The sequence below is a fragment of the Rhizobium sp. YAF28 genome (assembly GCF_052113285.1).
Classification (GTDB): domain Bacteria; phylum Pseudomonadota; class Alphaproteobacteria; order Rhizobiales; family Rhizobiaceae; genus Rhizobium.
This window is the reverse complement of record NZ_JBFRCX010000001.1, coordinates 421,827-446,609: the sequence shown is the minus strand read 5'-3', so window position 1 is coordinate 446,609 and position 24,783 is coordinate 421,827. Positions and strand designations below refer to the sequence as shown.

At 62.2% G+C, this 24,783-nt stretch carries 26 protein-coding genes and 1 pseudogene; 9 read left to right on the top strand and 18 right to left on the bottom strand.

The window, feature by feature from the left end:
- Positions 1 to 112: 112 nt before the first annotated feature.
- The 6 genes from AB4Z13_RS02310 to AB4Z13_RS02285 form a co-directional block, all read right to left on the bottom strand.
- Positions 113 to 478, bottom strand: coding sequence for a cytochrome C oxidase subunit IV family protein (locus AB4Z13_RS02310; RefSeq protein ID WP_442205696.1), 366 nt, complete (start codon positions 476 to 478; stop codon positions 113 to 115).
- A 7-nt stretch (positions 479 to 485) separates the two neighbouring features.
- On the bottom strand, positions 486 to 1,205 hold the full coding sequence (locus AB4Z13_RS02305) for a heme-copper oxidase subunit III family protein (protein ID WP_113321567.1): 720 nt from the start codon (positions 1,203 to 1,205) through the stop codon (positions 486 to 488).
- A gap of 11 nt (positions 1,206 to 1,216) precedes the next feature.
- Positions 1,217 to 1,930 (bottom strand): cytochrome c oxidase subunit 3, encoded by a 714-nt coding sequence (locus AB4Z13_RS02300; protein ID WP_442205695.1) that lies wholly within the window; start codon positions 1,928 to 1,930, stop codon positions 1,217 to 1,219.
- The gene (gene ctaD / locus AB4Z13_RS02295) at positions 1,927 to 3,696 is read right to left on the bottom strand and encodes a cytochrome c oxidase subunit I (protein ID WP_113321569.1); all 1,770 of its coding nucleotides are present in this window, start codon (positions 3,694 to 3,696) and stop codon (positions 1,927 to 1,929) included. The genes AB4Z13_RS02300 and ctaD overlap by 4 nt, the downstream gene beginning before the upstream one ends.
- Positions 3,697 to 3,783: 87 nt before the next feature.
- On the bottom strand, positions 3,784 to 4,602 hold the full coding sequence (locus AB4Z13_RS02290; protein ID WP_442205694.1) for a cytochrome c oxidase subunit II: 819 nt from the start codon (positions 4,600 to 4,602) through the stop codon (positions 3,784 to 3,786).
- Positions 4,603 to 4,765: 163 nt separating this feature from the next.
- Entirely contained in the window at positions 4,766 to 5,155 is a 390-nt protein-coding gene (locus AB4Z13_RS02285) for a c-type cytochrome (RefSeq protein WP_113186269.1), read from the bottom strand.
- Positions 5,156 to 5,487: 332 nt separating this feature from the next.
- On the opposite strand from AB4Z13_RS02285, the gene AB4Z13_RS02280 reads away from it, so the two are divergent.
- Positions 5,488 to 5,844, top strand: a complete 357-nt coding sequence (locus tag AB4Z13_RS02280) for a VOC family protein (protein ID WP_442205911.1) — start codon at positions 5,488 to 5,490, stop codon at positions 5,842 to 5,844.
- Positions 5,845 to 5,874: 30 nt separating this feature from the next.
- Here the strand turns inward: AB4Z13_RS02280 and AB4Z13_RS02275 are convergent, their stop codons facing one another.
- Positions 5,875 to 6,453: a chloramphenicol phosphotransferase gene (locus AB4Z13_RS02275; protein WP_442205910.1), complete on the bottom strand. Its 579-nt coding sequence runs from the start codon at positions 6,451 to 6,453 to the stop codon at positions 5,875 to 5,877.
- Between the two features lie 108 nt (positions 6,454 to 6,561).
- Between AB4Z13_RS02275 and AB4Z13_RS02270 the strand changes: the two genes are divergently transcribed.
- Complete coding sequence (locus AB4Z13_RS02270) at positions 6,562 to 6,744, top strand: hypothetical protein (RefSeq protein ID WP_442205693.1); 183 nt, start codon at positions 6,562 to 6,564, stop codon at positions 6,742 to 6,744.
- A 7-nt stretch (positions 6,745 to 6,751) separates the two neighbouring features.
- Here AB4Z13_RS02270 and AB4Z13_RS02265 read toward each other — a convergent pair whose 3' ends face one another.
- Positions 6,752 to 8,110, bottom strand: coding sequence for an extensin-like domain-containing protein (locus AB4Z13_RS02265; RefSeq protein WP_442205692.1), 1,359 nt, complete (start codon positions 8,108 to 8,110; stop codon positions 6,752 to 6,754).
- A gap of 228 nt (positions 8,111 to 8,338) precedes the next feature.
- On the opposite strand from AB4Z13_RS02265, the gene AB4Z13_RS02260 reads away from it, so the two are divergent.
- Complete coding sequence (locus AB4Z13_RS02260) at positions 8,339 to 8,722, top strand: nuclear transport factor 2 family protein (protein ID WP_442205691.1); 384 nt, start codon at positions 8,339 to 8,341, stop codon at positions 8,720 to 8,722.
- Positions 8,723 to 8,855: 133 nt separating this feature from the next.
- Positions 8,856 to 9,288, top strand: a pseudogene (locus AB4Z13_RS02255) (nuclear transport factor 2 family protein).
- 94 nt (positions 9,289 to 9,382) lie between these two features.
- Here AB4Z13_RS02255 and AB4Z13_RS02250 read toward each other — a convergent pair.
- Complete coding sequence (locus AB4Z13_RS02250; RefSeq protein ID WP_442205690.1) at positions 9,383 to 11,203, bottom strand: methyl-accepting chemotaxis protein; 1,821 nt, start codon at positions 11,201 to 11,203, stop codon at positions 9,383 to 9,385.
- Positions 11,204 to 11,501: 298 nt separating this feature from the next.
- Between AB4Z13_RS02250 and AB4Z13_RS02245 the strand changes: the two genes are divergently transcribed.
- Together AB4Z13_RS02245 and AB4Z13_RS02240 are read left to right on the top strand one after the other, a co-directional pair.
- Positions 11,502 to 11,888, top strand: a complete 387-nt coding sequence (locus tag AB4Z13_RS02245) for an acyl-CoA thioesterase (RefSeq protein WP_007816464.1) — start codon at positions 11,502 to 11,504, stop codon at positions 11,886 to 11,888.
- A 4-nt stretch (positions 11,889 to 11,892) separates the two neighbouring features.
- Complete coding sequence (locus AB4Z13_RS02240; protein ID WP_442205909.1) at positions 11,893 to 12,477, top strand: hypothetical protein; 585 nt, start codon at positions 11,893 to 11,895, stop codon at positions 12,475 to 12,477.
- Positions 12,478 to 12,507: 30 nt separating this feature from the next.
- On the opposite strand, the gene AB4Z13_RS02235 is transcribed toward AB4Z13_RS02240, so the two are convergent.
- The 6 genes from AB4Z13_RS02235 to AB4Z13_RS02210 all read right to left on the bottom strand — a co-directional run bounded on the left by AB4Z13_RS02235 (position 12,508) and on the right by AB4Z13_RS02210 (position 19,571).
- Positions 12,508 to 13,680, bottom strand: coding sequence for a DUF1501 domain-containing protein (locus tag AB4Z13_RS02235; RefSeq protein WP_442205689.1), 1,173 nt, complete (start codon positions 13,678 to 13,680; stop codon positions 12,508 to 12,510).
- A 9-nt stretch (positions 13,681 to 13,689) separates the two neighbouring features.
- Complete coding sequence (locus AB4Z13_RS02230) at positions 13,690 to 15,219, bottom strand: DUF1800 domain-containing protein (protein ID WP_442205688.1); 1,530 nt, start codon at positions 15,217 to 15,219, stop codon at positions 13,690 to 13,692.
- A 209-nt stretch (positions 15,220 to 15,428) separates the two neighbouring features.
- A complete protein-coding gene (locus tag AB4Z13_RS02225) occupies positions 15,429 to 16,625 on the bottom strand; it encodes a GGDEF domain-containing protein (RefSeq protein ID WP_442205687.1) in 1,197 nt (398 codons plus the stop codon).
- Between the two features lie 199 nt (positions 16,626 to 16,824).
- Positions 16,825 to 18,075 (bottom strand): MFS transporter, encoded by a 1,251-nt coding sequence (locus AB4Z13_RS02220; protein WP_442205686.1) that lies wholly within the window; start codon positions 18,073 to 18,075, stop codon positions 16,825 to 16,827.
- Between the two features lie 417 nt (positions 18,076 to 18,492).
- The gene (locus AB4Z13_RS02215; RefSeq protein WP_442205685.1) at positions 18,493 to 18,774 is read right to left on the bottom strand and encodes a hypothetical protein; all 282 of its coding nucleotides are present in this window, start codon (positions 18,772 to 18,774) and stop codon (positions 18,493 to 18,495) included.
- Positions 18,771 to 19,571: a DUF899 domain-containing protein gene (locus tag AB4Z13_RS02210; protein WP_442205684.1), complete on the bottom strand. Its 801-nt coding sequence runs from the start codon at positions 19,569 to 19,571 to the stop codon at positions 18,771 to 18,773. The genes AB4Z13_RS02215 and AB4Z13_RS02210 overlap by 4 nt, the downstream gene beginning before the upstream one ends.
- Before the next feature lie 117 nt (positions 19,572 to 19,688).
- Between AB4Z13_RS02210 and AB4Z13_RS02205 the strand changes: the two genes are divergently transcribed.
- Positions 19,689 to 20,909, top strand: coding sequence for a helix-turn-helix domain-containing protein (locus AB4Z13_RS02205; RefSeq protein ID WP_442205683.1), 1,221 nt, complete (start codon positions 19,689 to 19,691; stop codon positions 20,907 to 20,909).
- Between the two features lie 71 nt (positions 20,910 to 20,980).
- The gene (locus AB4Z13_RS02200; protein WP_442205682.1) at positions 20,981 to 21,613 is read left to right on the top strand and encodes a Vgb family protein; all 633 of its coding nucleotides are present in this window, start codon (positions 20,981 to 20,983) and stop codon (positions 21,611 to 21,613) included.
- A gap of 67 nt (positions 21,614 to 21,680) precedes the next feature.
- Here the strand turns inward: AB4Z13_RS02200 and AB4Z13_RS02195 are convergent, their stop codons facing one another.
- Positions 21,681 to 22,370: a type 1 glutamine amidotransferase domain-containing protein gene (locus tag AB4Z13_RS02195; protein WP_442205681.1), complete on the bottom strand. Its 690-nt coding sequence runs from the start codon at positions 22,368 to 22,370 to the stop codon at positions 21,681 to 21,683.
- 280 nt (positions 22,371 to 22,650) lie between these two features.
- Here AB4Z13_RS02195 and AB4Z13_RS02190 point away from each other — a divergent pair, with 280 nt between their 5' ends.
- The gene (locus AB4Z13_RS02190) at positions 22,651 to 22,896 is read left to right on the top strand and encodes a hypothetical protein (protein ID WP_442205680.1); all 246 of its coding nucleotides are present in this window, start codon (positions 22,651 to 22,653) and stop codon (positions 22,894 to 22,896) included.
- Positions 22,897 to 22,956: 60 nt separating this feature from the next.
- Here the strand turns inward: AB4Z13_RS02190 and AB4Z13_RS02185 are convergent, their stop codons facing one another.
- Complete coding sequence (locus AB4Z13_RS02185; RefSeq protein WP_442205679.1) at positions 22,957 to 23,760, bottom strand: class I SAM-dependent methyltransferase; 804 nt, start codon at positions 23,758 to 23,760, stop codon at positions 22,957 to 22,959.
- Positions 23,761 to 23,947: 187 nt separating this feature from the next.
- Positions 23,948 to 24,706, bottom strand: coding sequence for an N-acetylmuramoyl-L-alanine amidase (locus tag AB4Z13_RS02180; RefSeq protein ID WP_162748044.1), 759 nt, complete (start codon positions 24,704 to 24,706; stop codon positions 23,948 to 23,950).
- Between the last annotated feature and the right edge of the window lie 77 nt (positions 24,707 to 24,783).

Here is a 24,783-nt window from a genome sequence, read left to right as displayed (position 1 = left end):
GCCTGTCATTATGCCCCGTTTCAGGGCCTGCAAGCGACCCTGCAGTCGCCTTTAAGGGAAAACAAATGCATTTCACTATTGCTGTCAGGACAGCAGTTCGGACCCGCGTGTTCTACGGCCCGGCGCCAAAAAAGGCGAGCCGGGTGAAGATCGTATAGTCCGCTTCCGATACCATGAGCGCCACGAAAACCAGCACCAGCAGCGGCGGCAGCAGGATGGCGTAGACGAGCGCCAGCCGCTCCCAGGCCATGTGCATGAAGACGGCGACGATCAAGCCGGCCTTCAGCATCATGAACACCAGGATCAGCGTCCACCTCAGATAGCCCTGGATGCCGAGATAATCGACCATGTAGGAACCGGCGCTGAGCACGAAGAGCAGGCCCCATACGAGGAGATAGAGCCGGATCGGGTGCTGCTGTCCGGTATGTGCTTGTGCATGCATCGTTTGGGTTTGCGCATGCGCCGTTGTCTCGCTCATGACGACCTCACCACAGGTAAAAGAACGCGAAGATGAAGACCCAGACAAGGTCGACGAAGTGCCAGTAGAGGCCCATGATCTCGACGGCCTCGTAGCGGCCTTTGCGGCTGGTGAAGAAGCCACGCCGTTCCACGTCGAAATCGCCGCGCCAAACCTTGCGGGCGACGATGAGGAGGAAGATGACGCCGATCGTCACGTGCGTGCCGTGAAAGCCCGTGATCATGAAGAAGGTCGAGCCGAATTGCGCCGCCCCCCACGGGTTTTCCCAGGGGCGCACGCCTTCGGTGATCAGCTTCGTCCATTCGAAGGCCTGCATGCCGACGAAGCATGCGCCCAGAACCGCCGTCAGCAGCATCAGGATCGCGGTCGTGCGGCGGTCGCGGCGATAGCCGAAATTGACCGCCATCGCCATGGTGCCGCTGCTCGAGATCAGCACGAAGGTCATGATCGCGATCAGGATCAGCGGAACGTCCTGGCCGCCGATATGCAGCGCAAAGACCTCGCTCGGATTGGGCCACGGGACCGGCGTCGACATGCGGGCGGTCATATAGGCGATCAGGAAGCAGCCGAAGACGAAAGTGTCGCTGAGCAGAAAGATCCACATCATCGCCTTGCCCCAGGAGGCGGTCTTGAAGGCGCGCTGATCCGAACTGAAATCGGCCGCGACACCGCGAAGACCCGCCGGCCTGAGGCCGGGCTCGCCGTGTGTCTGGACAGGATGTGCCATCTGCAAATCTCCTAGTTCAGTAATGTGCGGCAGAGATCGACGAAATCATTCGCCCAGCCGGCAAAGAGCGCGAAGAGCAGGAGCCAGACGGCGAGCATGAAATGCGAATAGATGGCCGAGAGGTCGACGCTGAGCCGCAGCCTTTCCGGTTGAACGTCGGCTGAAAATGCCCTGACCGTCGTGTGCGTGAGCACGGCAAGCCCGCCCAGAATATGCAGGCCGTGCAGGCCGGTCAGCATGTAGAAGAAGCTGTTGGCGGGATTGTCGGCAAGCACATAGCCGGCTGCCGTAAGCTCCCGCCATGCCTGGATCTGCCCGACGAGAAAGAAGACCGCAAGCGCAAGGCCTGTCACAAGCGCCGGCCGCAGGCTTTCCAGGCGGCCGTGCCGGGCTTCGCGTTTGGCCCATTGCAGCGCGGCACTGCTCAAGGCGAGTGCTGCGGTGTTTACCCAGAGCAGGCGGGGAACCGGCATCCCCCACCAGTCGGCAGAGGCCATGCGCATGAAATAGGCGCTGACGGCAAGGCTGAAGATCGCGCCGACGACACCGAGAAACACGAAGAGGCCGATCTTCACCGCCGGCACCGGCGGCCGGTCGATGCCATGACGATCCGGCAGTTGCACCGAGCCGGTTTCGAGCCACGGCTTCGAGGTCAGCCGCTGCCCGGCCAGCCACCAGATGATGATGGCGGCGATGGCGGCGAGGAAAAGCAGGATGACGTTCATGCCGGAACCTCGCGGGTGACGCCATCGCTTGCCGGCACATTCTGCGGGATGAAATCTTCCGCCGCGCCCGGCACGCTATAGTCATAGGCCCAGCGATAGACGACAGGCAGATCCTTGCCCCAGTTGCCGTGCGCAGGCGGCGTCTGCGGCGTCTGCCATTCGAGCGTCGTTGCCCGCCACGGATTGCCGCCTGCCTCCCTGCCCCGGAAAAGGCTCCAGGCCAGATTGAACAGGAAGACGATCTGTGCCGCCCCGACGACCAGAGCCATGATGGTGATGAATATGTTCAGCGTATGGGCCGAGGGAGGAACGAAGGCCGTCTCTCCCATCTCGAAATAGCGGCGCGGCACGCCGAGCAGGCCGAGATAATGCATCGGAAAGAAGATGGCATAGGTGCCGAGGAAGGTGATCCAGAAGTGGATCTGGCCGAGCGTCTCGTCCAGCATGCGTCCCGTCACCTTCGGATACCAGTGATAGATCGCCCCGAAGATGACGAGGATCGGCGCGACCCCCATGACCATGTGGAAATGCGCGACGACGAACATCGTATCCGACAGAGGCACGTCGACGACGACGTTGCCGAGGAAGAGACCGGTGAGCCCGCCATTGACGAAGGTGACGATGAAGGCGAGCGCAAAGAGCATCGGCAGCGTCAGGTGGATGTCCCCGCGCCACAGCGTCAGCACCCAGTTGTAGACCTTGATCGCCGTGGGCACGGCGATGATCAGCGTCGTGGTGGCGAAGAAGAAGCCGAAGGCCGGGTTCATGCCGCTGACATACATGTGGTGCGCCCAGACGACGAAACTCAGCGCGCCGATGATGACGATCGCCCACACCATCATGCGGTAGCCGAAGATGTTCTTGCGCGCATGCGTGCTGATCAGGTCCGAAACGATGCCGAAGGCAGGCAGCGCCACGATATAGACCTCCGGATGACCGAAGAACCAGAACAGGTGCTGGAAGAGGATCGGGCTACCGCCGCCATGCTGGAGCTGCGTGCCCATCTCGACGATGGCGGGCATGAAGAAGCTGGTGCCAAGCACGCGGTCGAACAGCATCATGACGCAGGCGACGAAGAGCGCCGGAAAGGCGAGCAGCGCCATCACGGTCGCGGTGAAGATGCCCCAGACGGTGAGTGGCATCCGCATCAGCGTCATGCCGCGCGCCCGTCCCTGCAGCACCGTCACCACATAGTTCAGGCCGCCCATGGTGAAACCGATGATGAAGACGATCAGTGAGCTGAGCATCAGGAGGATGCCCCAGTCCTTGCCGCCTGGCGTGCCTGACAGAACCGATTGCGGCGGATAAAGCGTCCAGCCGGCCCCTGTCGGGCCGCCGGGGACGAAAAAGCCCGCGACCAGGATCAGCACCGCAAGCAGATAGATCCAGTAGCTCAGCATGTTCGCGTAGGGGAAGACCATGTCGCGCGCGCCGACCATCAGCGGAATGAGATAGTTGCCAAAACCGCCGAGGAAGAGCGCGGTCAGGAGATAGATCACCATGATCATGCCGTGCATGGTGATGAACTGGTAATAATGATCGGCATCGATGAAGGAGAGAGCGCCGGGAAAGGCGAGCTGAATCCGCATCAGCCAGGAGAGCACCAGCGCCACCAGGCCGATCGAGATGGCGGTGATCGAATATTGCACGGCGATGATCTTCGCATCCTGGCTGAACACATATTTGGTCCACCAGCTGTGCGGATGATAAAGCTCGACATCCTCGACTTCGGCGGAGGGGATGCTGCCGGATGGAATCTCGACCATGATCTCTCTTCCCTTTCCTTCCCGATGCGGCCTCCGGCCGTCTTCCGCCGGTTAACCGGCCGGCGGCCTCCAACCCTCTTCGCCGGCTCAGTTTGCCGGCGGTGGCTCTCCCGATGATGCCGTAAGCTGGGTGAATGTCTGCTGTTGATCGAGCCAGGTCTGATAGTCTGCGGCGTTGTCGACCACGACGGTCCCGCGCATCTGCGGATGGCCGACGCCGCAAAGTTCGGCGCAGAGAATTTCGAAGGTTCCCGTCCGTGTTGGCGTAAGCCAGAAATAGGTGACCATGCCGGGGATCATGTCCATCTTGGCGCGGAATTCCGGCACGTAGAAATCGTGGAGCACATCGACGGAGCGCAGCAATATGTGCACCGGCTTGTCGATCGGCAGGTGGAGCTCGCCGCCCTCGATGATGACGTCGTCGAGGCCGCTTGCGTCGTTCTTGTCGAGGCCGAGCGGATTTTCGGCGGTGACGTCGCGCGTCTCGGCGCGGCCGAGCTTTCCGTCAGCGCCCGGCAGGCGGAAGCTCCACAGCCATTGCTGGCTGACGACCTCCACCGATGCGGCATCTGGGGGCACCGTGATGAACTGTTTCCACACGATGAGGCCGGGCGCCAGCATGGCGGCGACGCCGACCGCCGTTCCCGAGGCGAGCAAAACCTCCAGCCTGCGGTTCTCGGGCTCGTAACGCGCCCGGTTGCCTGGCTTGTGCCGGAAGCGAAACACGCAATAGGCCATGAAGGAAATCACCGCCACGAAGACGATACCGGTGATCCAGAAGGTGATGACGAGCGTGCTGTCTATATAGCTCCAGTTGGACGCGATCGGCGTCCACCACCACGGGCTCAGCACATGAAACAGCACGGAGCCGACGACAACAAGGACGAGGATCAGCACGACAGCCATTTCCGCTCCTCCCTGAGCAGTCGACCGTGAAACCGTATTCCGCAAAAGTCCGTATTTATTATCGCACAGATAGAAAATATCGGCAATTACGGCGATTTAGGCAGGGGCCACATGGTCCGCGACCCTCCATCAGGAGTATTGCCGTCATCTGGAATCTTGCCCGTCATTTGGAATATTGCTTGAGATAAGCGATGAGATCGGTGATTTCCTGATCATCCTTGAGGCCGACGAAGGCCATTTTAGTACCCTTCACCTTCACTCTCGGATTGTGCAGGTAATCGCGCAGCGTCGCCTCGTCCCAGACGAGCCCGCCATCGCCGGCCGCCTTCATCGAAGCTGAATAGGCGAAATCGGGATGCGTCCCGGCCTTCCTGCCAAGCACCCCGTTCAGCGACGGACCGACCTTGTTCGTATCGGAATCGACGATATGACAAGTCGCGCATTTCTTGAAAACAACGGCACCCGCATTGGCATCACCCTCCTGCGCCCCTGACTTACCAGGGGAAAGGGCAAACACGGATGCAGCGATCAGCAGAACAACACGGTAATCCACGGCAAACCTCATCCTCCTCAAGGTCGCCCAGCCACTCACACCCTCCGCTCACATTCGCGCGCCGATGGTGGTTGCTACGTCTCAAAGCTTAATCTTTCGCGGAAGCAAGTCAATCGGCTCCCCAATTCGGAGTTGGGGAACGGATGGGAAGGTCGAAACCATCAGGCTGAGTGACCCTGCCTGCGCACCGCGGCAATGGTCTTCTGCGCAAATATCTGGCCGGCATGCGGCAGAGCAGACAAAAGCAGTCTGTTCCGGCAGGATGGCCCATGGCAAACTCCACCGCAAGTGCCGGCGCAGGCGCATCGAACATGACGTCACTGGAGGCTGTCTTGCCACTGAACCGATTGGTGATCTACGCCGGCGATGTCGAGGAAACCGCCGCATTCTACGAGACATATTTCGGCTTCAAGCGCATTCGGCTGCCCGGCGACCGCATCGTCGAGCTGGTCGCGCAGGATGGCGGCGCCAATATCATGCTGCATCAGGCGGCCAAGGGGCAGCGCCGCGGCCAGTCCATCGTCAAGCTGGTCTTCGATGTCGAGAACGTCGAATCCTTCTGTGCCGAATGCGCCGGCAACGGCCTGACATTCGGGCCGATCCACAAGGCGGACGGCTATGTCTACGCCAATGCAAAGGACCCGTGTCAGAACTCGATCCAGGTTTCCAGCCGGGCCTTCCGGACCTGACATTGACCCGAAGCCTCGGGCCCCGCGCTTTCAGCCGCACAGCAGACTCAGGAGATCCTGCACGTGCCGATGAATGGCATCCGCACCCTCCTCTGCTGAGAGCGAGGTAACATCCAGGTTGAGCGTATTCGCATGCTCGGGATCGAGCACCTGCAGCGTCCGGCTGCGCTCCAGCGAGGCCTCGGCATTGACCGATTTCAGCCGCTCTCGCCGCTCCGGTATCGCCACCCGCCGCGCCAACTCCTCCGCCTCGCAAAGCAATCGCACCGGCACCAGCAAGGCGCCCCGCCCTTCGGCAGCTTCGGCAATCTGCCGGAAGGTTCGGTGGCTGCGCTCATCGCCCTGAATGCCGGCATGGGTGAAGATGAAATTGGCTGACGGTGTGCTGAAAGCGACGATCGTATCCAGCACCGCCTGCCGCACCCTTCCCGTCTGCTCCCAGATAGCCTCTGGCAGCGGCTTTGTCAGATCGTGATCGAGAACGCCGAGGACCGGATTGTTGACCCAGTGATTGTCGATGATTTTTGCCGAAATGAGCGGGCTCAGCCGCTTGGCGATGGTGAGCTTGCCGGTACCGGGAAAGCCGATGAGCAGGAGGAAAATGCCGATCATGAGAGCGCAACTTCGATAATATTGCTTAAGCTATGCCGGCAATCTGACCGCTTGCACCGCCGTCTGCAAGGGGCTTGAGCGAGCGCTTCAATTTCGAAGGGCTTGTTGTCAGTCGAGCCAATTTTCGATGTCGCGGGGACCGCAAACGACCGCCACCACGAAGATGCCATAAGGCATCGGGAAGCCGGCGGCCGAGCGCATCTCGAATACCGGATACCGACCGAAAAGATGGACAGCTTCAACGCCGCCATCGTCGGGACCATCGCAGTGACGCAGATCTTCCGGTAATCTCCGCCTATTTGCACACGGCCCGTCCGCCCCTGCGCGACATGAGATCGAAGTGGAAATGGTTCCAGTGTTCGGGATTATAGCCCGGGCCAAGTACCGTCGTGAAATAATTGCAACTATCGCTGCGTACGGCCTTCAATAGGCGCCCTTCGCGGAAGGAGAACAGCCCCTTCTTGCGCACATCGATCTTGTGGCCGTTCTTCAGCACGAACTTGCCGACATCGATGGCATTGCCCTTCGCATGTTCCGAAATCGGATTGTATCTCTGGCGGCTGTTGTTCATGCGCCGGCAGGAATAGCCGCCGAGCGGCTCGATTGTCTGAATGCCGGTCCAGTAACGGAAGCGGGCCGATGGTGCGAGCTCGTTCTTCACCCATTTGGCGAAGGCGAGTGTCACCTGGCAATTCAGGATCACCGCCGGCTTGACGCCGATATTGCCGGAGAGGCCCTTCAGCGACACCGGGTATGGCACCTGGCAGGCCGGCCCGTTGGAGATCGGCGGGCGATCCTCGAAGATCACCCCCATGCGTTTCAGCTCGCGCCGGCAGGAGAGTTCCGAGGCCGGCATGGCGCCGGGATCGATGGGCGCTGCCGGCTCGCTCATCATGGGGTTGTTCGGCCGCAGCATGGCGACCTCTTCCGGCTCATCCTCCTCGGGCACGCGCGTCGGCGCCAGAACTGGGCTGCCGTCGCTCCAGGTCTGGGCACCATTGCCCCGAGCGACACGTACCGGCGCGCGGCTCATCTGCGCAGCCGCGACCGGTTGCGGCATATTCCGCTGATTGATCTGCGTGGGATTTTCCGTGCCGATGCCGTCGACGACAGGTTCGGTGGCGTTGCCCTCGGCGATCTGCTGCTGTTGCTCCTGCGCCAGGCCGACGACCGGCTGATTGCCCGGCCCGGCACCGAGCTCCTCATCCATGTTGACGCCGCCCTGGGGAACGGCGAGCGGCTGCACGCCGCCCCAGTTGCCGTTGGATGCCTGTTGCTGACTCTGTTGCGCCAAGGCTTCATCGCTATCGATCATCGGCAGGCGCCTCTGCCCCTGCTGCGGCGTGGCCATGGGCGCCGATTGCTGTGCCGGCGCGCGCATCTGCTGGCCCGTTCCGGCAAGGTTTGGCGTATCGAGATAATCGATCTGCCCCTGCGTATTGCCGACGGGCGCGCTGGCGACGGGATAGGGTTGCTGGCTCTGGACCGGAGCCATGTGCATGGCCCCGCCCCGCACCGGCGAAATGGAGCTGACACGCGTGCTGCTATCGACATTCTCAGGCGGCACAAGCCCATCGCTGATGGAACAGGTCGTCAACGCCGTGGAAAGCAGGATTGGCAGGGCGGTACGCCGGAGAAGGGAAAGAAACGCCATACTTATCGCTTCCGCATGCGGCCTGTGATCGGAAAACCTCGATTCAAATTTAATTAAAAACGGTGAATGAAAGCTTTACGTGTGGAGATTGGAAGATCGGGAGCGCCTGCACTCGTCAGAGAGGTATCTCCACACCGCAGGATTAAAACGTATCCCAGCACACAAGAGCTGTTGCCATGAGCCGGCCTGCTCTAGCTTTCCGGCAAACTTCGAGAGGCACAGACCCCTATGACCCCACCCGAGATCCGCATAGAAGATCTCCGCACGCTTGAAGAAGCCCTGCATCGGCCGGAGATACGTCGCTCCCGCGAAGCCTTGGAAGACTTGCTGGCAGATGGCTTTGGCGAATTCGGCGCATCGGGAACGGTTTATCGCCGCGACGTTATGATCGGGCTTCTGCTGCAGGAAGACGACAGCGCCGACAACGACGAACTGCATTCCGACGACTATGCCTTGACGCAGATTTCGGCCGATGCTGCCCTGCTGACCTATCGTACCTGGCGCCGACAAGCGGATGGATCGGAGCGGCATGTGCTGCGCAGCTCCATCTGGAAACACGATGGACGGCGATGGCAGATGCTCTTCCACCAGGGCACGCCGACCCGGCTATAGCGTCGCAGCTGATTACCGATTGAGCTCTGGCGATCCGGCAAACGCTCGTCTTTGCTTTCGGACCTATTGGCATCTCAAGCCAGCACCATAACTACTGCACCATGAGCCCGGTCCTTACTCTGGAAAGTAGCCGATGGAAGCAGCGGTAAGCAAACTGTTCGAGCGCTATGAACGCCTTTTCCGGCAGGCTCTCGCAGGCAAAACCGATCTGGATGAGGTTGCCTCCCTCTATGCCTCTGATGTCATCGCCGCCTCGCCTGCCGGGGTCATGTCCAGCAAGAATGACGATGAGCTCAAGCAGAGGATGGCGCAGGGGTTATGAGCACTATCGCTCCATTGGCACGAAGGAGATGACGCTTCGGTATGTCCGCCTCTCGCCAATCGACGAGAGTCACTGTGTGGCGCATGTCGCCTGGAGGGCGACTTACGCCCGCAAGAGCGAGCCAGACACGAAAATCGACTTCGATGTCCATTACCTCGTGCAGGTTCTGGATGGAGAGGCGAAAGTCTTCGGCTGGGTTTCGGGCGACGAGCAGGCGCTCTTGAAGCAACACGGTATTGGCTGACGCTTGCTGCCAGGCCTGATCTGTCTTCCGAGGAAAAACAAAGGGCCGAGGCAGCGATGCCGCGGCCCTTTCTCGTCAGATCGTCACCAGCCTATCAAGCAGCCCGGCCGTATCGCGCACCCTGCCCCGTCTGGTCGCGCAGGCGGAATTTCGACAACAACGTCCGCAGCTGCTGGCTTTCCTCCGCCAGCGTCTGGCTGGCAGCTGTGGTCTCCTCGACCATCGCGGCATTCTGCTGGGTCATCTGGTCCATGTGGTTGACGGAGGTGTTGATCTCATGCAGCCCGGTTGCCTGTTCGCGGGCGGCAGTCGCGATGGAGTCGACATGGGCGTTGACGCGGTTGACCAGCGCCTCGATCTCGACCAGCGCGTCACCCGTGGAGCGCACCAGCGCCACGCCGCCTTCGACTTCAGCCGCCGAGCTTGAAATCAGCGTCTTGATCTCCTTGGCCGCATTGGCAGAGCGTTGGGCAAGCTCGCGGACTTCCTGCGCCACGACTGCAAAGCCGCGGCCGGCTTCACCTGCACGCGCTGCTTCCACGCCGGCGTTAAGCGCCAGCAGGTTCGTCTGGAAGGCGATCTCGTCGATGACGCCGATGATCTGGTTGATGCGGCTCGAACTATCCTCGATGCGGCTCATGGCCGAGACGGCATTGCGAACGATCTCGCCGGATTTGCCGGCGCTCGTCTTCGTCTCCGCCACCATGCTGCGCGCCTCGTTGGCGCGCTCGGAGGCGGTGCGGACCGTCGCGGTGATCTCGTCGAGCGCTGCGGCGGTTTCCTCGAGCGCTGCGGCCTGCTGCTCAGTGCGCTTGGAAAGATTACCGGTCGCATCGCTGATGTCCCGGGCGCTGTCATTGACGATATGGCTGGATTCCGCGATCGCATGGATGACGCCGTTGAGCGCATCGACCGCCGCGTTGAAATCGGAGCGGAGCTTCGCATAATCATGGCCGAGATCGTCGATCGCGACCGTCAGGTCGCCGGCCGCAAGCCGCTCCAGGCCGGCGCCGAGCGCGTGCATCGCCGCCGTCTGGCGTTCTGAAGACGAGCGCAGGCTCGCCTCGTTGCCGCGCCGTTCGCTTTCGATCTCCCGCTGGCGCTCGTCTTCGCGAACGCGCAGTTCGGCACGCTCGGCAACGGAGTCGCGCAGCACGATCAGCGATTTCGCCATTTGGCCGATCTCGTCGCGCCGGTCGGCATCCGTGATATCGACGCTCGCATTCTCATCGGCAATCGCATTCATAGCAGCCTTCAGGCGCGCAACCGGCGCCGTCACGCTGCGCACGATCGCATAGGCGATGGCAAGGGTAACGAGCGCGCCGATGAGGCCGACCACGGCCGTCCAGATCGCGTTCTGGCGATAGAGCGCTGCAAGGTCATCCGAATAGACACCGGTGCCGACGATCCAGCCCCAGGGCGCAAAGCCCGCCACATGCGAGTATTTCAGTACCGGCTGGTCGGCGCCCGGCTTCGGCCAGTAGTAGTCCACGAAACCCTGCCCGCTCGCCTTCACCGTATTGACGAATTCGACGAACAGGAACTTGCCGTTCGGATCCTTGTTCTGCGACAGGTCCGTGCCGTTGAGCTCAGGCTTGACCGGATGCATCACCATCGTCGGATGCATGTCATTGATCCAGAAATAGCCGGTGCCGCCGCCATAGCGCATGGAAGCGATCACTTCCTTGGCTGCCGTCTGCGCCTGCTCGCGGGTCATCGTGCCCGCCTGCTCCAGCTTGTAATATTTGTCGAAGATGGCAAGCGCCGTCGCATCCATCTGCGCCAGCCCGGCTTTACGCTCGGCTTCCAGCTCCCGATAGGAATAGTTGAGGAAGAAGATCATCGTCGCGGCAAGCACGGCAAGCGCGAAGGCGACGAGGCTGTAGAGGCGGGTTGAAATCCTGATGTTGCGCATGGGGTTCCGGCAGCTCTCATGTGTGACAATCATCAGATACTGATATGAGCCACTTACCGGACGGTAAAACTTGATTAGAATGTGATTAAATAACGCTACGTGAGGCAATCGGGCGCAGCCCCGCTGCAAGATCAAGCATTTGAATTCGAACCGAATTTTAACGGTTGAGATTCTTCTGCAGCCGCCTGATATTTTTTTCAGGCGTTGCGCAAACCTGTGTTTTTGCGTCCTTTCCCACCGGCTGGCCTTTGCATTAGGGTGATTCCAGATGAATCACCGGCCAAACGGAGAGCCCCTGATGACCGATGCCGCCAAGCCGACAGGCGAACTGACGCTACGTACGCTCGCCATGCCCGGGGACGCCAATCCGGCCGGCGATATCTTCGGCGGCTGGGTCATGGCGCAGATGGACCTGGCAAGCGGCATCCGCGCCGCCGAGCGCGCCAGGGGCCGCGTGGTCACCGCGGCGGTGAAAGAAATGGCCTTCGAACTGCCGGTCAAGATCGGCGATACGCTGTCCATCTATACCGAGGTGGAGCGGGTCGGGCGCACTTCGATCACGCTGCGCGTGGAAGCCTGGGCGCACCGCTCGCGCTACAATCAGCAGGAAAAGGTCACCGCCGGCACCTTCATCATGGTGGCGCTCGACGAAGACGGCAAACCCAAGGTCGTTCCGCAGGAGTGAGATGATGCAGGCGGCCGCGACACCGGAAGTCTACGTCTACATCCGGACCGTGATGTCGATGGTGATCGGCCTCTCGCTCGCCCGCCTGCTGACTGGCCTCGGCGGCATCGTGCAGTCGCCCGGCAAGTTCAGGGTCTACTGGGTGCATCTCGGCTGGGTCGCCTCGATGTTCCTCTTCATCATCCATTTCTGGTGGTGGGAATATCGCCTGCAGTCGCTTGCGGTCATCTCCTTCGGCGTCTACCTGTTCCTCATCAGTTTCTGCTGCCTGTTCTTCTTCCTCTGCGTGCTGATCTTCCCGACGACGATCGAGGATTACGGTGGCTACGAGGAATATTTCATCTCGCGGCGCAGATGGTTTTTCGGCATGCTGGCCGTGACCTATGTGGTGGATTTTCTGGATACGCTGTTGAAGGGCAAGGCGTATCTGGTGGCGCTGGGATGGGAATATCCGGCGCGTAATGCCGTCTATATCGTGCTGTGCATCGCGGGGGCCTGGACGGCGAACCGGCGGTTTCATGCGGTGTTCGTCAGCGCTGGCCTCATCTACCAGATCACGTGGATCTTCCGGCTGTATGATTTCATTTGAGGTGTTGAGCCCTCTGAATAGAAAGCCCCATCAAGCCCGCAAGAACTGCGACCCCTTGTCAAAACTCAGCCCCGGAAAGATCTTCCCCGTCAGATCCTCCGCCGATACATCGAACTGCCGGTAGAGCATCGCCGCCGCCAGCTCCCGCACATCCGCCGTCGGCATCAGGTCCCGGTCATCAAGCAGCGCACCATCGGCAAGCCCCGGCCATCTGCCGAGAATACGCCCACCATCGATCGCCCCGCCCGCCAGCACCGCACAGCCACCCGTGCCGTGATCCGTTCCGCCCGAGCCGTTTTCACGCACCGTGCGGCCGAATTCCGTCACGGCGAGCACCACCGTCTTCGACCAGAGATCGGCGCCCATCGTGACTTTCAGCGTCGTGATCGCCTGCGCCAGATCCTGCACCGGCCGCTTGAACTGACCGAGCTGGCCGACATGCGTATCCCAGCCGGTAATCGAGAAGCTGGCGATGCGGTAATCGCCCTTCAGCATATTGCCGGCCAGCGCCGCAACATCGGTGATCTTCTCACCGCGCTGGCCGGAGGGCTCCGCCATCATGGAAGCGCTGTTCGCGCGCATCGCCTCGTCCATTGCCTTGGCGAAGGGCGGATCGCCGGCATAAAGCCGCATCAGGAACTGCATCTCGTCCTTGGCTGGCCCGAGATTGGAGTCCGATGCCCAGACATCGACATTGTTCGGCCCGGTCAGGATCAACTCGGTGGAGGTGTTGACGTCGATCGCCTTGCGCGCATCCGAACGCGGGATGACGGCAAGCGCCCGATTGAGCCAGCCGGTCTTCTCCTCGGCCACATGCTCGCCACCGGATTCCAGCATGTCCTGCCCGTCGAAATGGCTGCGCTGGTCGCGATAGGGCGTGGAGACCGCATGCACGAAGGCAAGCTCTTTCGTCCTCCACAGCGGCATCAGATCGGCGGCCGCCGGATTGAGCCCGAAATGCCCGTCGAGATCGAGAAGCCCCTTGTCCGGCGTCAGCGCCAGCGTCGGCCTGAGCGCCGCAAAGCCGGGCTCGGCATAGGGCTGCACCAGGTCGAGCCCGTCCATCGCCCCGCGCAGCACGATCGTCACGAAGCGCTTGTCGCCGGGCATGGCCGCAAAGGTGACCGGTGTGAAAATGGGGGCTGCGGCAACGCAGCAAGCAGATGTCAGAAAACCACGGCGCGAAAGCATAAACTCTGTCATGACGGGCTCCTATCGACGGTTGAATTCGGGGGACGCAAGAACCAGCGTCAGCCCGCTCACCCTGTTCGGCGCCTGGGAAACGACACGGATCGTCTCGTCGCGGGCGGCGTCCACAAGCGTCGCCTTCAGAAATTCGCGCGGATCGACATCCTTGCCGAACTGGGCGCTGGCGCGCCGCGCCCAGGACAGCCGCTCGGAAAGCTGGCTTGCGGTAATCCAGGCGGAAAAACTCTCCTCGAAGCCGGCCGGGCTCGGCGGCAGCCATGTCGGCTGGCCCATGCGGCGAAGAGCGCCCTGCCCGAGCGCGCGCGCCATCTGGAACGCCTTGCGCCGCTTGATACGCACCTCGTCTTCAGGGCTCGGCGGCGCCTGCATCATCGCTTGCCCGTCGGTAGCGGGCGCTGCATCCTTCTTCGGCATCGCCATCATCTCGTCGTTGTCGGCATCGTCCTGCTGATAGGCCTGCATGAAGGCCGCAACATCGCCCGCCCCCGCGCCGCTGCTCAGCGCCCGCAGGCCCGTGACGATAAAATCGAAAGGCTGGCGCGCCTTGGCGCCCTCGTCCGCCCAAGCGGCCGGATGGTCGAGCATGGCGCGGTAGACGGCGGGCAGTTCCCCATCCGTCTTCTTCCACGCCTCGCTCATGGCCCGGATCATCTCCTGCGGCGGCTGGTCAGAGATGAAATGCACCGCAAGTTTGCGGCAGATATGCTCGGCCGTCTTCGGATTGACTGCGAGATCGTCGAGCATCGCGAGATAATCCTTGCGCGTGCGCTTGGCCCCGCCATAGCTGACGCCGAGCACCTCATGTGCGCCGGGCTCCGAGATCTGCGGACGAAAAGCCGTCTCCATCGCCTGCTGGTCGACGGTCAGTCCGGTCAGCACCATCGCCGCCGAACGCACATCGGCCTGCGTATAGCCGCTGCCCGCGCCGAGCGTATGCAGCTCCAGGAGCTCACGGCCGAGATTTTCGTTGAGCCCTTTGTTGCGTTGCATGCCGCCTTTGGAATCCGGGCCCAGCGACTGCGCCTGATCGAGATAGATCAGCATGGAGGGATGCTCGGTGGCGCTGCGCAGCAGCGTCGCAAACTTGGCTCCCATGTAAGGCCGGATCGCCTCGGCCTCGTAGAGCGGCACAATCAGCCGCATCGGCAGGCTTTTAGCAGCACTCGTGGAGAAATGATTAGTCCAGAAAGCGGCCAGCCGCTCGTTGAATCCATCGGGCGAAAGCACCGCCTGCATCAGCCGCGCATTGGCATCCATCTGGAAGAGCACCTGCGCCCGGCGCTGGAGAAGCCGACGCTGCTGCCGGCGATCGAGATCGTCGCCATCGGCCTGCCGGATCTGCTTCAGCCTGTCTTTCAGGTCGAGGATCGCAGTATGCCGCGCCTCGACGCCGCCCACGGGAAAGTCCGGCACGCCATTCGCGCCGCGCGTCACCTGCCCGATCAGATCATCCTTGGTCTGCGGCAAGGCCTCGCCCGGCCGCAGCCCGTAACCGAAACGGATCGCCGCCATCGTCGGAAAAGACAGGCTCATGACCACTCACCTCCTCATCACCTGACGGTGACAAGGTCTCAGCCAATTGCGACGGCAAGGTGTAGGAAATGCGGCGATTTTCCGACATGGACGATTTGTAATCTATTGAAATCGTTGGATTCGAGTTGTCGGTGGCGTCACGCCATTACTTGTGGGTGGGTTTGTCAATTGCCTGTGGAACGGCACCATTGACCGCGTTGTCATTTGGCTCAGCAGCCGCGCGCGACAGACACCACCCGCGGGCTGGACATGTCGCGCGGCTGCTCGCCCTCGACCATCACCCTGTTGCGCCCGGCCTCCTTGGCGGCATAGAGCGCCTTGTCGGCCCGCGCGATCTGCTCATAGAGGGAATGATCGGCCGGATTGGCGCCGGCGACACCGAAGCTTGCGGTGATCTTGCCGTCGGAGCCGATCGGCTCGCCGTCGAAACCGATCGGCTTGCGGTCGATAGCAGCAAAGGCAAGCCGCACCCGGTTGGCGAAATCGGCAGCCGAAGCCAGCGGTGTTGCCGGCAGGAAGATCACGAATTCCTCGCCGCCGAACCGCGCCGCAAAGCCGCCCTCCGGCATCCGCGCCTGCAGCATCTCGGCAAAGGCGCGGATCACCTCGTCGCCGGGCCCGTGGCCAAACGTGTCGTTCACCCATTTGAAATTGTCGATGTCGCAGATGATGACTGCGCCTTCCACCCGGCCGCGCTCCCCGACCATGCGGTCAAAGCCGCGCCGGTTCAGCATGCCGGTCATCGGATCGCGCTCTGCGGCATCGCGATGCGCGGCGATCGTATCCAGCGTCGTTGCCGCAAGGGCCGAAAGCGCAAACATCAGCACCAGGATGGAAGCCGCCGCCTGCATGGTGAAGGCATATTGCGACGAAATGAAATCCTCGTGGCCGCCATAGGATGGCACGATGAAGACGAAGACCACATTGCGGATGACGATATCGGCAATGACGAGGCCGGAGACGGCAAGCAGCAGCTTGTCGGCCGCATGGCGCATGTGCCGCAGACTGACGGCGACGGCAAAGCCGAGCAGAGCCACGCAGGCAAGATCATTCAGCAGGAACTCTGCCGGAATGCTGGCGGCCACCAGCGCCGCATAGAGCATGCCCGCATACATCGCCCCGGCAAAGGCAAGACGCAGCCAGAAATAGGAAGGCCGTTTGAAACGGGCGAGCATGGCCCCGGAATAGAAAAAGAACGCGAGAAGGAACAACGCATCGGCAATGGCAGAGGCGGTGCGCTCGGCGAGCAGGCTGTCGAAAAGCGGAACGGAAAACGCGGCCGCAGCAAAAAGATAACCCGGCCCCCACAACTTCGCTTCCCGCGACCCGAACCGGCCGACGATCAGAAAGGTGCAGCCGAAAATCAGCATCATGACCGGCAGCAGGAAGGCGAAATTACTATCCATGACCCCTCGCGGCGGGACGCAACACAGAACCGGCGCTCGGACACGCTAGGACAATGATCTTAAAAAAGGAGAAACCGGCCGGCACCAGAAATTCGTACCAGAACTAGGCATTACGAAGCGACCGGGGTGCCGGCAAAGTGGTGTGACCACAAGGAAAGGCCGGCAGCTTTCGCCGCCGGCCTTCAAGCCGCAGGCAGCGCTATATTCGCATCGCGCCACGCGGCTCCTCGGCCTCCTCCGTGCCGAAGCGCACATTCTTCTTCTCGTAACCGAGGCCCGTAAGCACTGCCACGACGACAGCGACGATCACGGCCACTATGACCAACGCATAGGCGTAGTCACCGTTCCAATGGGCGGCGAGGTCAGCCTGCATCGTTGCATTGCCTGAGGCCAGCAGATTGCCGAGCTGGTAGGCGAAGCCGGGGAATGTGCCGCGCACCTCGTCAGGCGAAAGTTCGTTCAGATGCACGGGCACGATGCCCCAGGCGCCCTGCACGAAAAACTGCATCAGGAAGGCGCCGATCGCGAGCAGCACCGGCCCCGGCGCATAGGCCCAGAGGGGTGCGACAGGCACGGCGATCAGTGCGGCGATGACGATCGCCCGCTTGCGGCCGATGCGCTGCGACAGCGCTCCGAAGAACAGCCCGCCGACGATCGCGCCGATATTGTAGACGATGGCGATCGCGCCGACCGTATAGCTCGAATAGTTGCGCTGGCTTTCGAGGAAGGTCGGGTAGATATCCTGCGTGCCGTGGCTGAAGAAGTTGAAAGCGGTCATCAAGAGCACCGCCCAGATGAAGAGCGGAATGTTTTCGCGCAGCACGGTGAGGAACGGACGGCGTCCCTGCTGCTGGCGTTTCAGGAAGGCCGGGCTCTCCTGCACATTGCGGCGGATATAGAGCACGAGCAGCGCCGGAGCCACGCCGACGAAGAACATGCCGCGCCATCCGATGACAGGAAAGAGCAGGAAGAACAGCAGCGAGGCGATCAGATAGCCGGAGGGATAACCCGCCTGCAGGATGCCCGAAACGATGCCGCGGCTTTCCTCCGGCACCGTCTCCATGACGAGCGAGGCGCCGACACCCCACTCCCCACCCATGGCGATGCCGTAAAGCGCGCGCAGTACCAGGAACATGGTGAGCCCGGTCGAAAAACCGGTGAGGAAGTCGAAGAGCGAATAGAGCAGCACATCCACCATCAGCGTGATACGCCGCCCGTAACGGTCTGCCGCAAGCCCGAAGATCAGCGCGCCGAGCGCCCGCATGGCAAGTGTCAGGAAGATCGCCACGGACACCGCGGGAACGTCGGTATGAAACTCCTCGGCGATATATTTGAGAACGAAAACGAGAATGAAGAAATCGAAGGCGTCGAGCGTCCAGCCGAGATAGCTGGCGACGACAGTGTTGCGCTGCTGCGGCGTGAGCGCACGCAGACTTGCCAATGCGGACATAAGCATTCCTCCGTCCGAAAGCGGCGGCGAGGCGGGGCAATTCCGGATGCCGTCGGAAGGGGTGCCCAGGGTGGGCATTCGCTGCCGGGACACAGCCAGGCGGAAACGTCAGGGTTGCTGACTGGGTTCCATCACATTGGCGCGATTGGGGGATGCGTGGCTTTGAGCGTTAGCGCGTAGGATACCCCCCTCTGGCCTGCCGGCCATCTCCCCCACAAGGGTGGAGATCGAGAAGCGGCGCGACCTTCGCGCATCACTAATGTCGTGCAATTTGCAACGTTGATTGTTTGGGGAAGCCCGTGCTCCCAGCCAATCTCCACCCTTGTGGGGGAGATGGCCGGCAGGCCAGAGGGGGGTGCCACGCGGCAGGCCTTAGCGTCTTCAGCAGCGGACGCAGGAGCCCAAGTCCGTGTCACCTTACGAGCGGCGAAAGCCTCCCTCGCCGCCCATCAGCCTCAGCCACGGCCCGACATGGAACAGGCTCATCAGTCCATACATGGCCGCCATGCCGCTGAAGGCCGATGCGCCATGCATCGGCATCCCGCCCATCGAGCAGATCATGTCCGCCGCCGGGTCGCTTGCCGAGAGCGCGGCCATCACGGCAAAGGTGGGTGCAGCGGCAAGCGATAGCCCGCGCGCGATACCGGGCAGAAGCGGGCCGGCGCTATTGCCGGCCCCCATCTTCGAAGGCGTGCTCATTGCCCTGCCCCGTAACGGTCGTGGTGACGCCACCATACGCCCGTTTCGTTGCGACCCAGCGGTGCGCGGTCGAGCAGCTGGTACATGGCCCAGATCCCGTCCAGCCCGCGGGCATAGGAGGAGTAGCTGTGGTAGATTTCTCCGTCCTGCAGGACGAAAGCGCTGAGGCCAGGGCGGTCGCGGGTGTAGGTGGAGATATCGGTGCCCGTCGTTGCGGCCATCTGCGCCACCGGGCCCTCGCCGCCGCGCAGCTCCCATTGCTGTACCCTCTTGCCGGCCTGCGCATCCGGCATCGGCGGTTCGCGGCGGTAGTTATAGTCGATGCTGCCGTCGCGCTGTTCCTGCAGCGTGAACACCACATTGAAATCATGGTTGAAATCGCTGCCGGCCGACGACGCCCAGTCGAAGGTCCAGCCCATGCGGCGCTTGTATTCCAAGAGTTTGGCAAGCGGCGCGCGGGAGATGGCGGTAAAGGCGACATCGTGGTTTTCCAGATGCACGGTGACGCCGTTGAAGCCATCGGCGATCGCCGAGCAGGATGGGCAGCCGGCCGTATAGTCCGGCCCGAACATGAAGTGATAGACGAGCAGCTGCGAGCGGCCCTTGAAGAGTGCCGACAGCGGGACGATGCCGACTTCGGTCTCGAACCGGTAGTCCTTGTCGATCTTCACCCAGGGCAGTTCCTGGCGGCGCTCGGCCAGTGCATCGCTGCGGCGTGTCAGATCCTTTTCCTCGTCCAAGAGCGCCAGCCGCGCCTGCAGCCATTCCGCCCGTGTTCCGGTTTTGTGCATCATCATTGGTCTTCTCCTCATTTGCATTGAAGGGTCTACGCCGGCGGGCCGTTGCCTGCCGATGGGGAATAAACTAGGTCTGAATGCCCGAGGGGTGGGAGTTACAAGTGTGACGGGATTCCGATGGACTCGCTGATAACAGCTGCCGCACAGGCGCTGGCCGTGGGCGATGCGCTGGGCGCGATGAAGCGCGTGGCGCTGCGCGACGACCCGCCGGCTCTCGCCCTTCGCGGCATCGCCATGGCCCAGCTTGGCGATCTCATCCGCGCCAAGGCACTGCTGAAGAGCGCTGCTCATGCCTTCGGCCCGCGCGAGGCTGTGGCCCGCGCCCGCTGCATTGTGGCCGAGGCCGAAATTGCCCTCGTCTCGCGCGATCTCACCTGGCCGGAAAAGGCGCTGGAAGGCGCGCGCCTGACGCTCGAAAGGCGCGGCGACCGGGTCAACGCCGCCCATGCCCGCAACCTGCAGATCCGCCGCCTGCTCCTGATCGGCCATCTCGATGCCGCCGAAAAGCTGCTCGCCGATCTCGACCCTTCGCCGCTGCCGCCGGCCGCCCGCGCCGGCCATGAACTTGCTGTCGCCGGTGTCGCAATCCGCCGGCTGCGCACGGAGCCGGCGCGCCAGGCACTGGCTCATGCGGCCGAAGCGGCGCGGAAAGCAGACATACCGGCACTTGCCGTCGAGGTGCGAGATGCCGCAAAGGTTCTGGAAGCGCCCGCCGCCCGGCTGATCGATGGCGGCACGGAACGCCTGTTGCAGCTTCAGGAGGTCGAGGCGCTGCTTGCTTCAGATACGCTCGTCATCGATGCCTGCCGCAACGTGGTGCGCGTGGGCAGCGAGATCGTGCCACTCGCAAGCCGCCCGGTGCTGTTTGCGCTCGCCCGCACGCTCGCCGAGGCTGCACCATCGGATGTCATTCGTTCGATCCTGCTTGCCCGCGCCTTCCGCGCCCGCCATGCCGATGAATCCCACCGGGCGCGGCTGCGCGTCGAGATCGGCCGGCTGCGTGCCGCCCTTGCCAATCTTGCTGAGGTGAAGGCGACGAGCCACGGCTTTGCACTGATGCCGCATGATGGGCGCGCCGTGGTGGTGCTCGCCCCGCCGGTCGAGGAGGAGCACGCCTTCCTGCTGGCACTTCTCGCCGATGGCGAATCCTGGTCCAGCACGGCGCTCGCAATCGCCCTGAGCCTGAGCCCGCGCACGGTACAGCGGGCGCTCGACGCGCTGGAAACGGCCGGCAAGGTGCAGTTTTTCGGCAACGGGCGGGCGCGCCGCTGGATGATGCCGCCGGTCGTCGGCTTCCCGACAACATTGTTACTCCCGGGTCCGCTGCCGAGCGATTAGAAATAAACGGCAGCAAAGTGCGGAGCGGTTCTGCGTCCGGAATTGCGAAAAAAGAAGGAGGATGGAGCGCCATGAAGACATCACAGGCAGAAATCGTCAGGGAATACGGCCCCTTCGAGGGCACGCGCAATATAGGTGGCGTTACCTATGATGGCCGCCGGGTCTGGTTTGCCGCCGGCGAAAACCTGCGGGCTTTGGACCCCGAAACCGGGGCCGAGCTCAAGACCATCGATGTCGCCGCCCATGCCGGCACCGCTTTCGACGGGCGTTATATCTTCCAGATCGCCGAGGACAAAATCCGCAAGATCGATCCCGAAACCGGCACCGTGGTCGCCACCATACCCGCCCCCGGCAAGGGCGCCGATTCCGGCATGGCCTGGTGCGAGGGCAGTCTTTGGGTCGGCCAGTACCGCGAAAACTGCATTCACCAGATCGACCCTGAGACGGGGACGATCCTGCGCACGATCGAATCCAAACGCCATGTGACGGGCGTGACCTGGGTCGATGGCGAGCTCTGGCATGCCACCTGGCAGGACGACATGAGCGACATCAGGCGCATCGACCCTGACTCCGGCGAGGTGCTGGAACGGCTCGATATGCCCGAGGGCACCGGCGTTTCCGGGCTCGAGGCCGATGGCGCGGACCTGTTCTATGCTGGTGGCGGCGGCAGCGGCAAGGTACGGGCGGTCCGCCGGCCGCGATAAGGTTGGGCCGGGCTGGGATGTCCATGGTGCAGCACAATTGCTGGAGCTGCCGATCCGCTCGCCCTGCTTACTTACCCTTCTTGCGCAGCGCCTCGATCAGCACATGCGCTGCCGGACCTGACGATGCCGGGTTCTGCCCGGTGATCAACTGCCCGTCTGTGACGGTGTAGACACCCCAATCCTTGACCTTGGAAAAGATCGCCCCGAGGCTCAGCAATTCGTCTTCCACCAGGAAAGGCACCACCTTCGTCAGCCCGACTGCTTCCTCCTCGCCATTGGTGAAGCCGGTCACCTTCCGGCCCGCGACGAAGGGCGTGCCGTCGGCGTTCTTGACCCGATGCAACACGCCCGGCGCATGGCAGACGAGCGCGATGGTCTTGCCGGCCGCGATGAAGGACTCAATCAGCTTGATGGAGTTGGGGTCTTCGGCCAGATCCCACATCGGGCCATGCCCGCCGGGATAGAAAACCGTGTCGTAGTCAGCCTGGTTGACGCTATCCAGCCGCACCGTATTGGCGAGCCGCGCCTTGGCGGCCTCGTCGGCATTGAAGCGTCGCGTGAGATCGGTCTGAAACACCGGCTCGTCGCTCTTGGGGTCGAGCGGAGGCTGGCCGCCCTTGGGCGAAGCGAGCGTCATCTCCGCACCGGCATCCTTGAACGCATAGTAAGGAGCGGCGAGCTCTTCCAGCCAGAAACCCGTCTTCTTGCCGGTATTGCCGAGCTGGTCATGTGAAGTCAGTACGAGCAGAACTTTCATAGTACCTATCCCTCTGTGATTGGCTTGGGGCTGCATTGATCACGACTGAAACCTGGGAGCCGCTGTCACGCGGGCGACAGCATCGGCGATTGGCGATGGCTTTAAGATTTTCGATACAGGGACGAAGTAGCGGAGAAGAATAAAGAGGGAAGACCACGCCAGAGGCAAGTAGTGCTCGCGAAGCCCCAGAGAAACGGAAACTTAACCATACAAAGACAGCTCCGGAACCGTCTTCCATGGCGGGAAGTTTCCCTACTGCAATCGATGAAGTGAGAGTGACATGGTTCAGTCGTTTCAGGAGCGGTTTATCACGCGCGAAGAGCATCAGCGGATCGTCGATTATTACCGGAAGCTGGTGGCGCGGCTCTATGGCAATGTGCGGGATTTGAGGGCGCAGGCCGAGGCGCCGGTGAAGAAAGCTCCGCAGGCCGCCGAACGGCCGGGCGGGATGCCGCAGGAAAAAGACCTTGGGCCGAATGTCGTCCACCTTGGCTTTTACCGCGACCGGCGGAAATCCGGTGCCTGATAATCCGGTGCGCGTCTCTACGGTCGGCGCCATCTCCGGTGAATCGCAGCCAACGTCAGCTTACCCCGGCACCCTGCCCCGGCAGGCCCAGGCAACAGAGGCAAACGACCGCGGCCCGTCTGGCTCTCCGGCCTCATAGGCACCCCTCACCGCGGTATCGACCCTCGCACGCGTATACGCATCCAGTCCCGCCACATACTTGCCGAGAGGGCCTTCGCCTGACGCGATCGGGTCCCAGTAGTCGGCAAACGAGCCGTAATCCATGCGGATCGTGAGCGAGGTCTCCTCCACATCGGCAAGGCCGTTGCTGATAAAGCTCGCCTTCATCTCCCCAGGCTGCGTCATCGGCTGGAAAGAATAACGATGGCGCATCGCCCGCGAATTCGCGTCGATCATGGCAACCGTATCCCACATCATGCGCATGCCGGACATGCCGCCATAATGATCCCAGACGGCGGCGGCAACGACACCGCCCGGGCGCACGACGCGCCGCATCTCGGCCACCGCCCTGCCGGCCTCCGGCACGAAATGCAGCACGAGCATCGAGATCGCCCGGTCGAAGCTGTTATCCTCGAACGGCAGCGCGCAGGCATCCGCTTCTCGAATGCTGATGCGGGGATCGGTATTGCGCCGGTTTGCCGCCTCCACGAAGACGGGCGAAAAATCGATGGCCGAGATCGCCTTCAGACCGGGATTTTCCGCCAGCGCGAAGGTGAGGCTTCCCGTGCCGCAGCCGACATCGAGAATGCTTTCCCCATCCTCAAACCCGGCAAAATCGATGAGCCCGGGCGCGAGCCTTCTGCTCCAGCGCCCCATCAGTTGCTCGTAACCATCGGCACTTTCGACATTGAAACTCGACGGCATCGCAGTCTCCCCCCAAAAAAGAGGCAAGCAAGCGGGACAATGTCCGCACCAACATTAGAACTGCGCGAGCCACGCCGCAAGCAAATCGGCTCTCTATGTTTCACTCAACTTTGGCCGCAAGACCGCGGCGCAGTTTTCTAGACATCAGCAGACTTCGGTTTGCGCCACATGATCGAGATGCGGCATACTATTTCACGCTGGCGAGCAGGCGTCCGAATGCGGCGTCGAAATCCTCCAGGCTGAAATTCTGCGGGTCGTCATGCCCGTCGCTCAAGCCCTGATCAATTGCCGCATGAAATGCTGGAACCAGGCCAGTGTGGGCACGCACGCTCGCCATGAGGTAAAGGAGCGCGAGGCGGTCATACTGGGCTGGCGAGAAACCGGGCATTGGCGCATTACCGTCGGGCTGGCTCGGGTGCTTCCGGCGCGGCTGGACGTTCTCGATGTGAAGGAACATGCCACGCGCCAGGGTTCCGATCTGCAGTTCCAGCTTGGTTGCGCGCCAGGGCACGCCAAAATCATGGCCGACATAAATCTCGCCCCGGCGGTTGAGAAATATATGCGCCTTGGCGTTCGACGCGCTCTTGAAGCCGTCGAGCCGATTGACCTGGTTGCTTGTATCGATGTCGGCGGGAAACTGCGCCACGTTCCCGAAATTCGGCGAACTCGTGTCGTGAATGACGAAATAACGCGCCTCCGGCGCATGCGGATTGTTCGAGTTGCCACGGGATACCGGGGCGTCAAGACTGCCTCCGAGCGCGGCTTCGGTCAGCCCGGTGGCAGAGATTGCCTGCTGCAGCTTGGGCCTGGAGATCTCCACCGGTTTGCCGATGAAGCCTGCGAGATTGGACGGCAGCTGCGCGGGCGTGGCGTCCACATTTCCCAGTATTTTCACCTTGCGCAGCAGACAGGACGCCTGTTCGCCGGGAGTTCCCGCAAAGGCCATGGCCTCTGTGTTGAACTTGCATTTTCCAAAGGTCGCCGCACTCGTCTGGCTGGCCGCGCCGGCAACTATCAGAATGC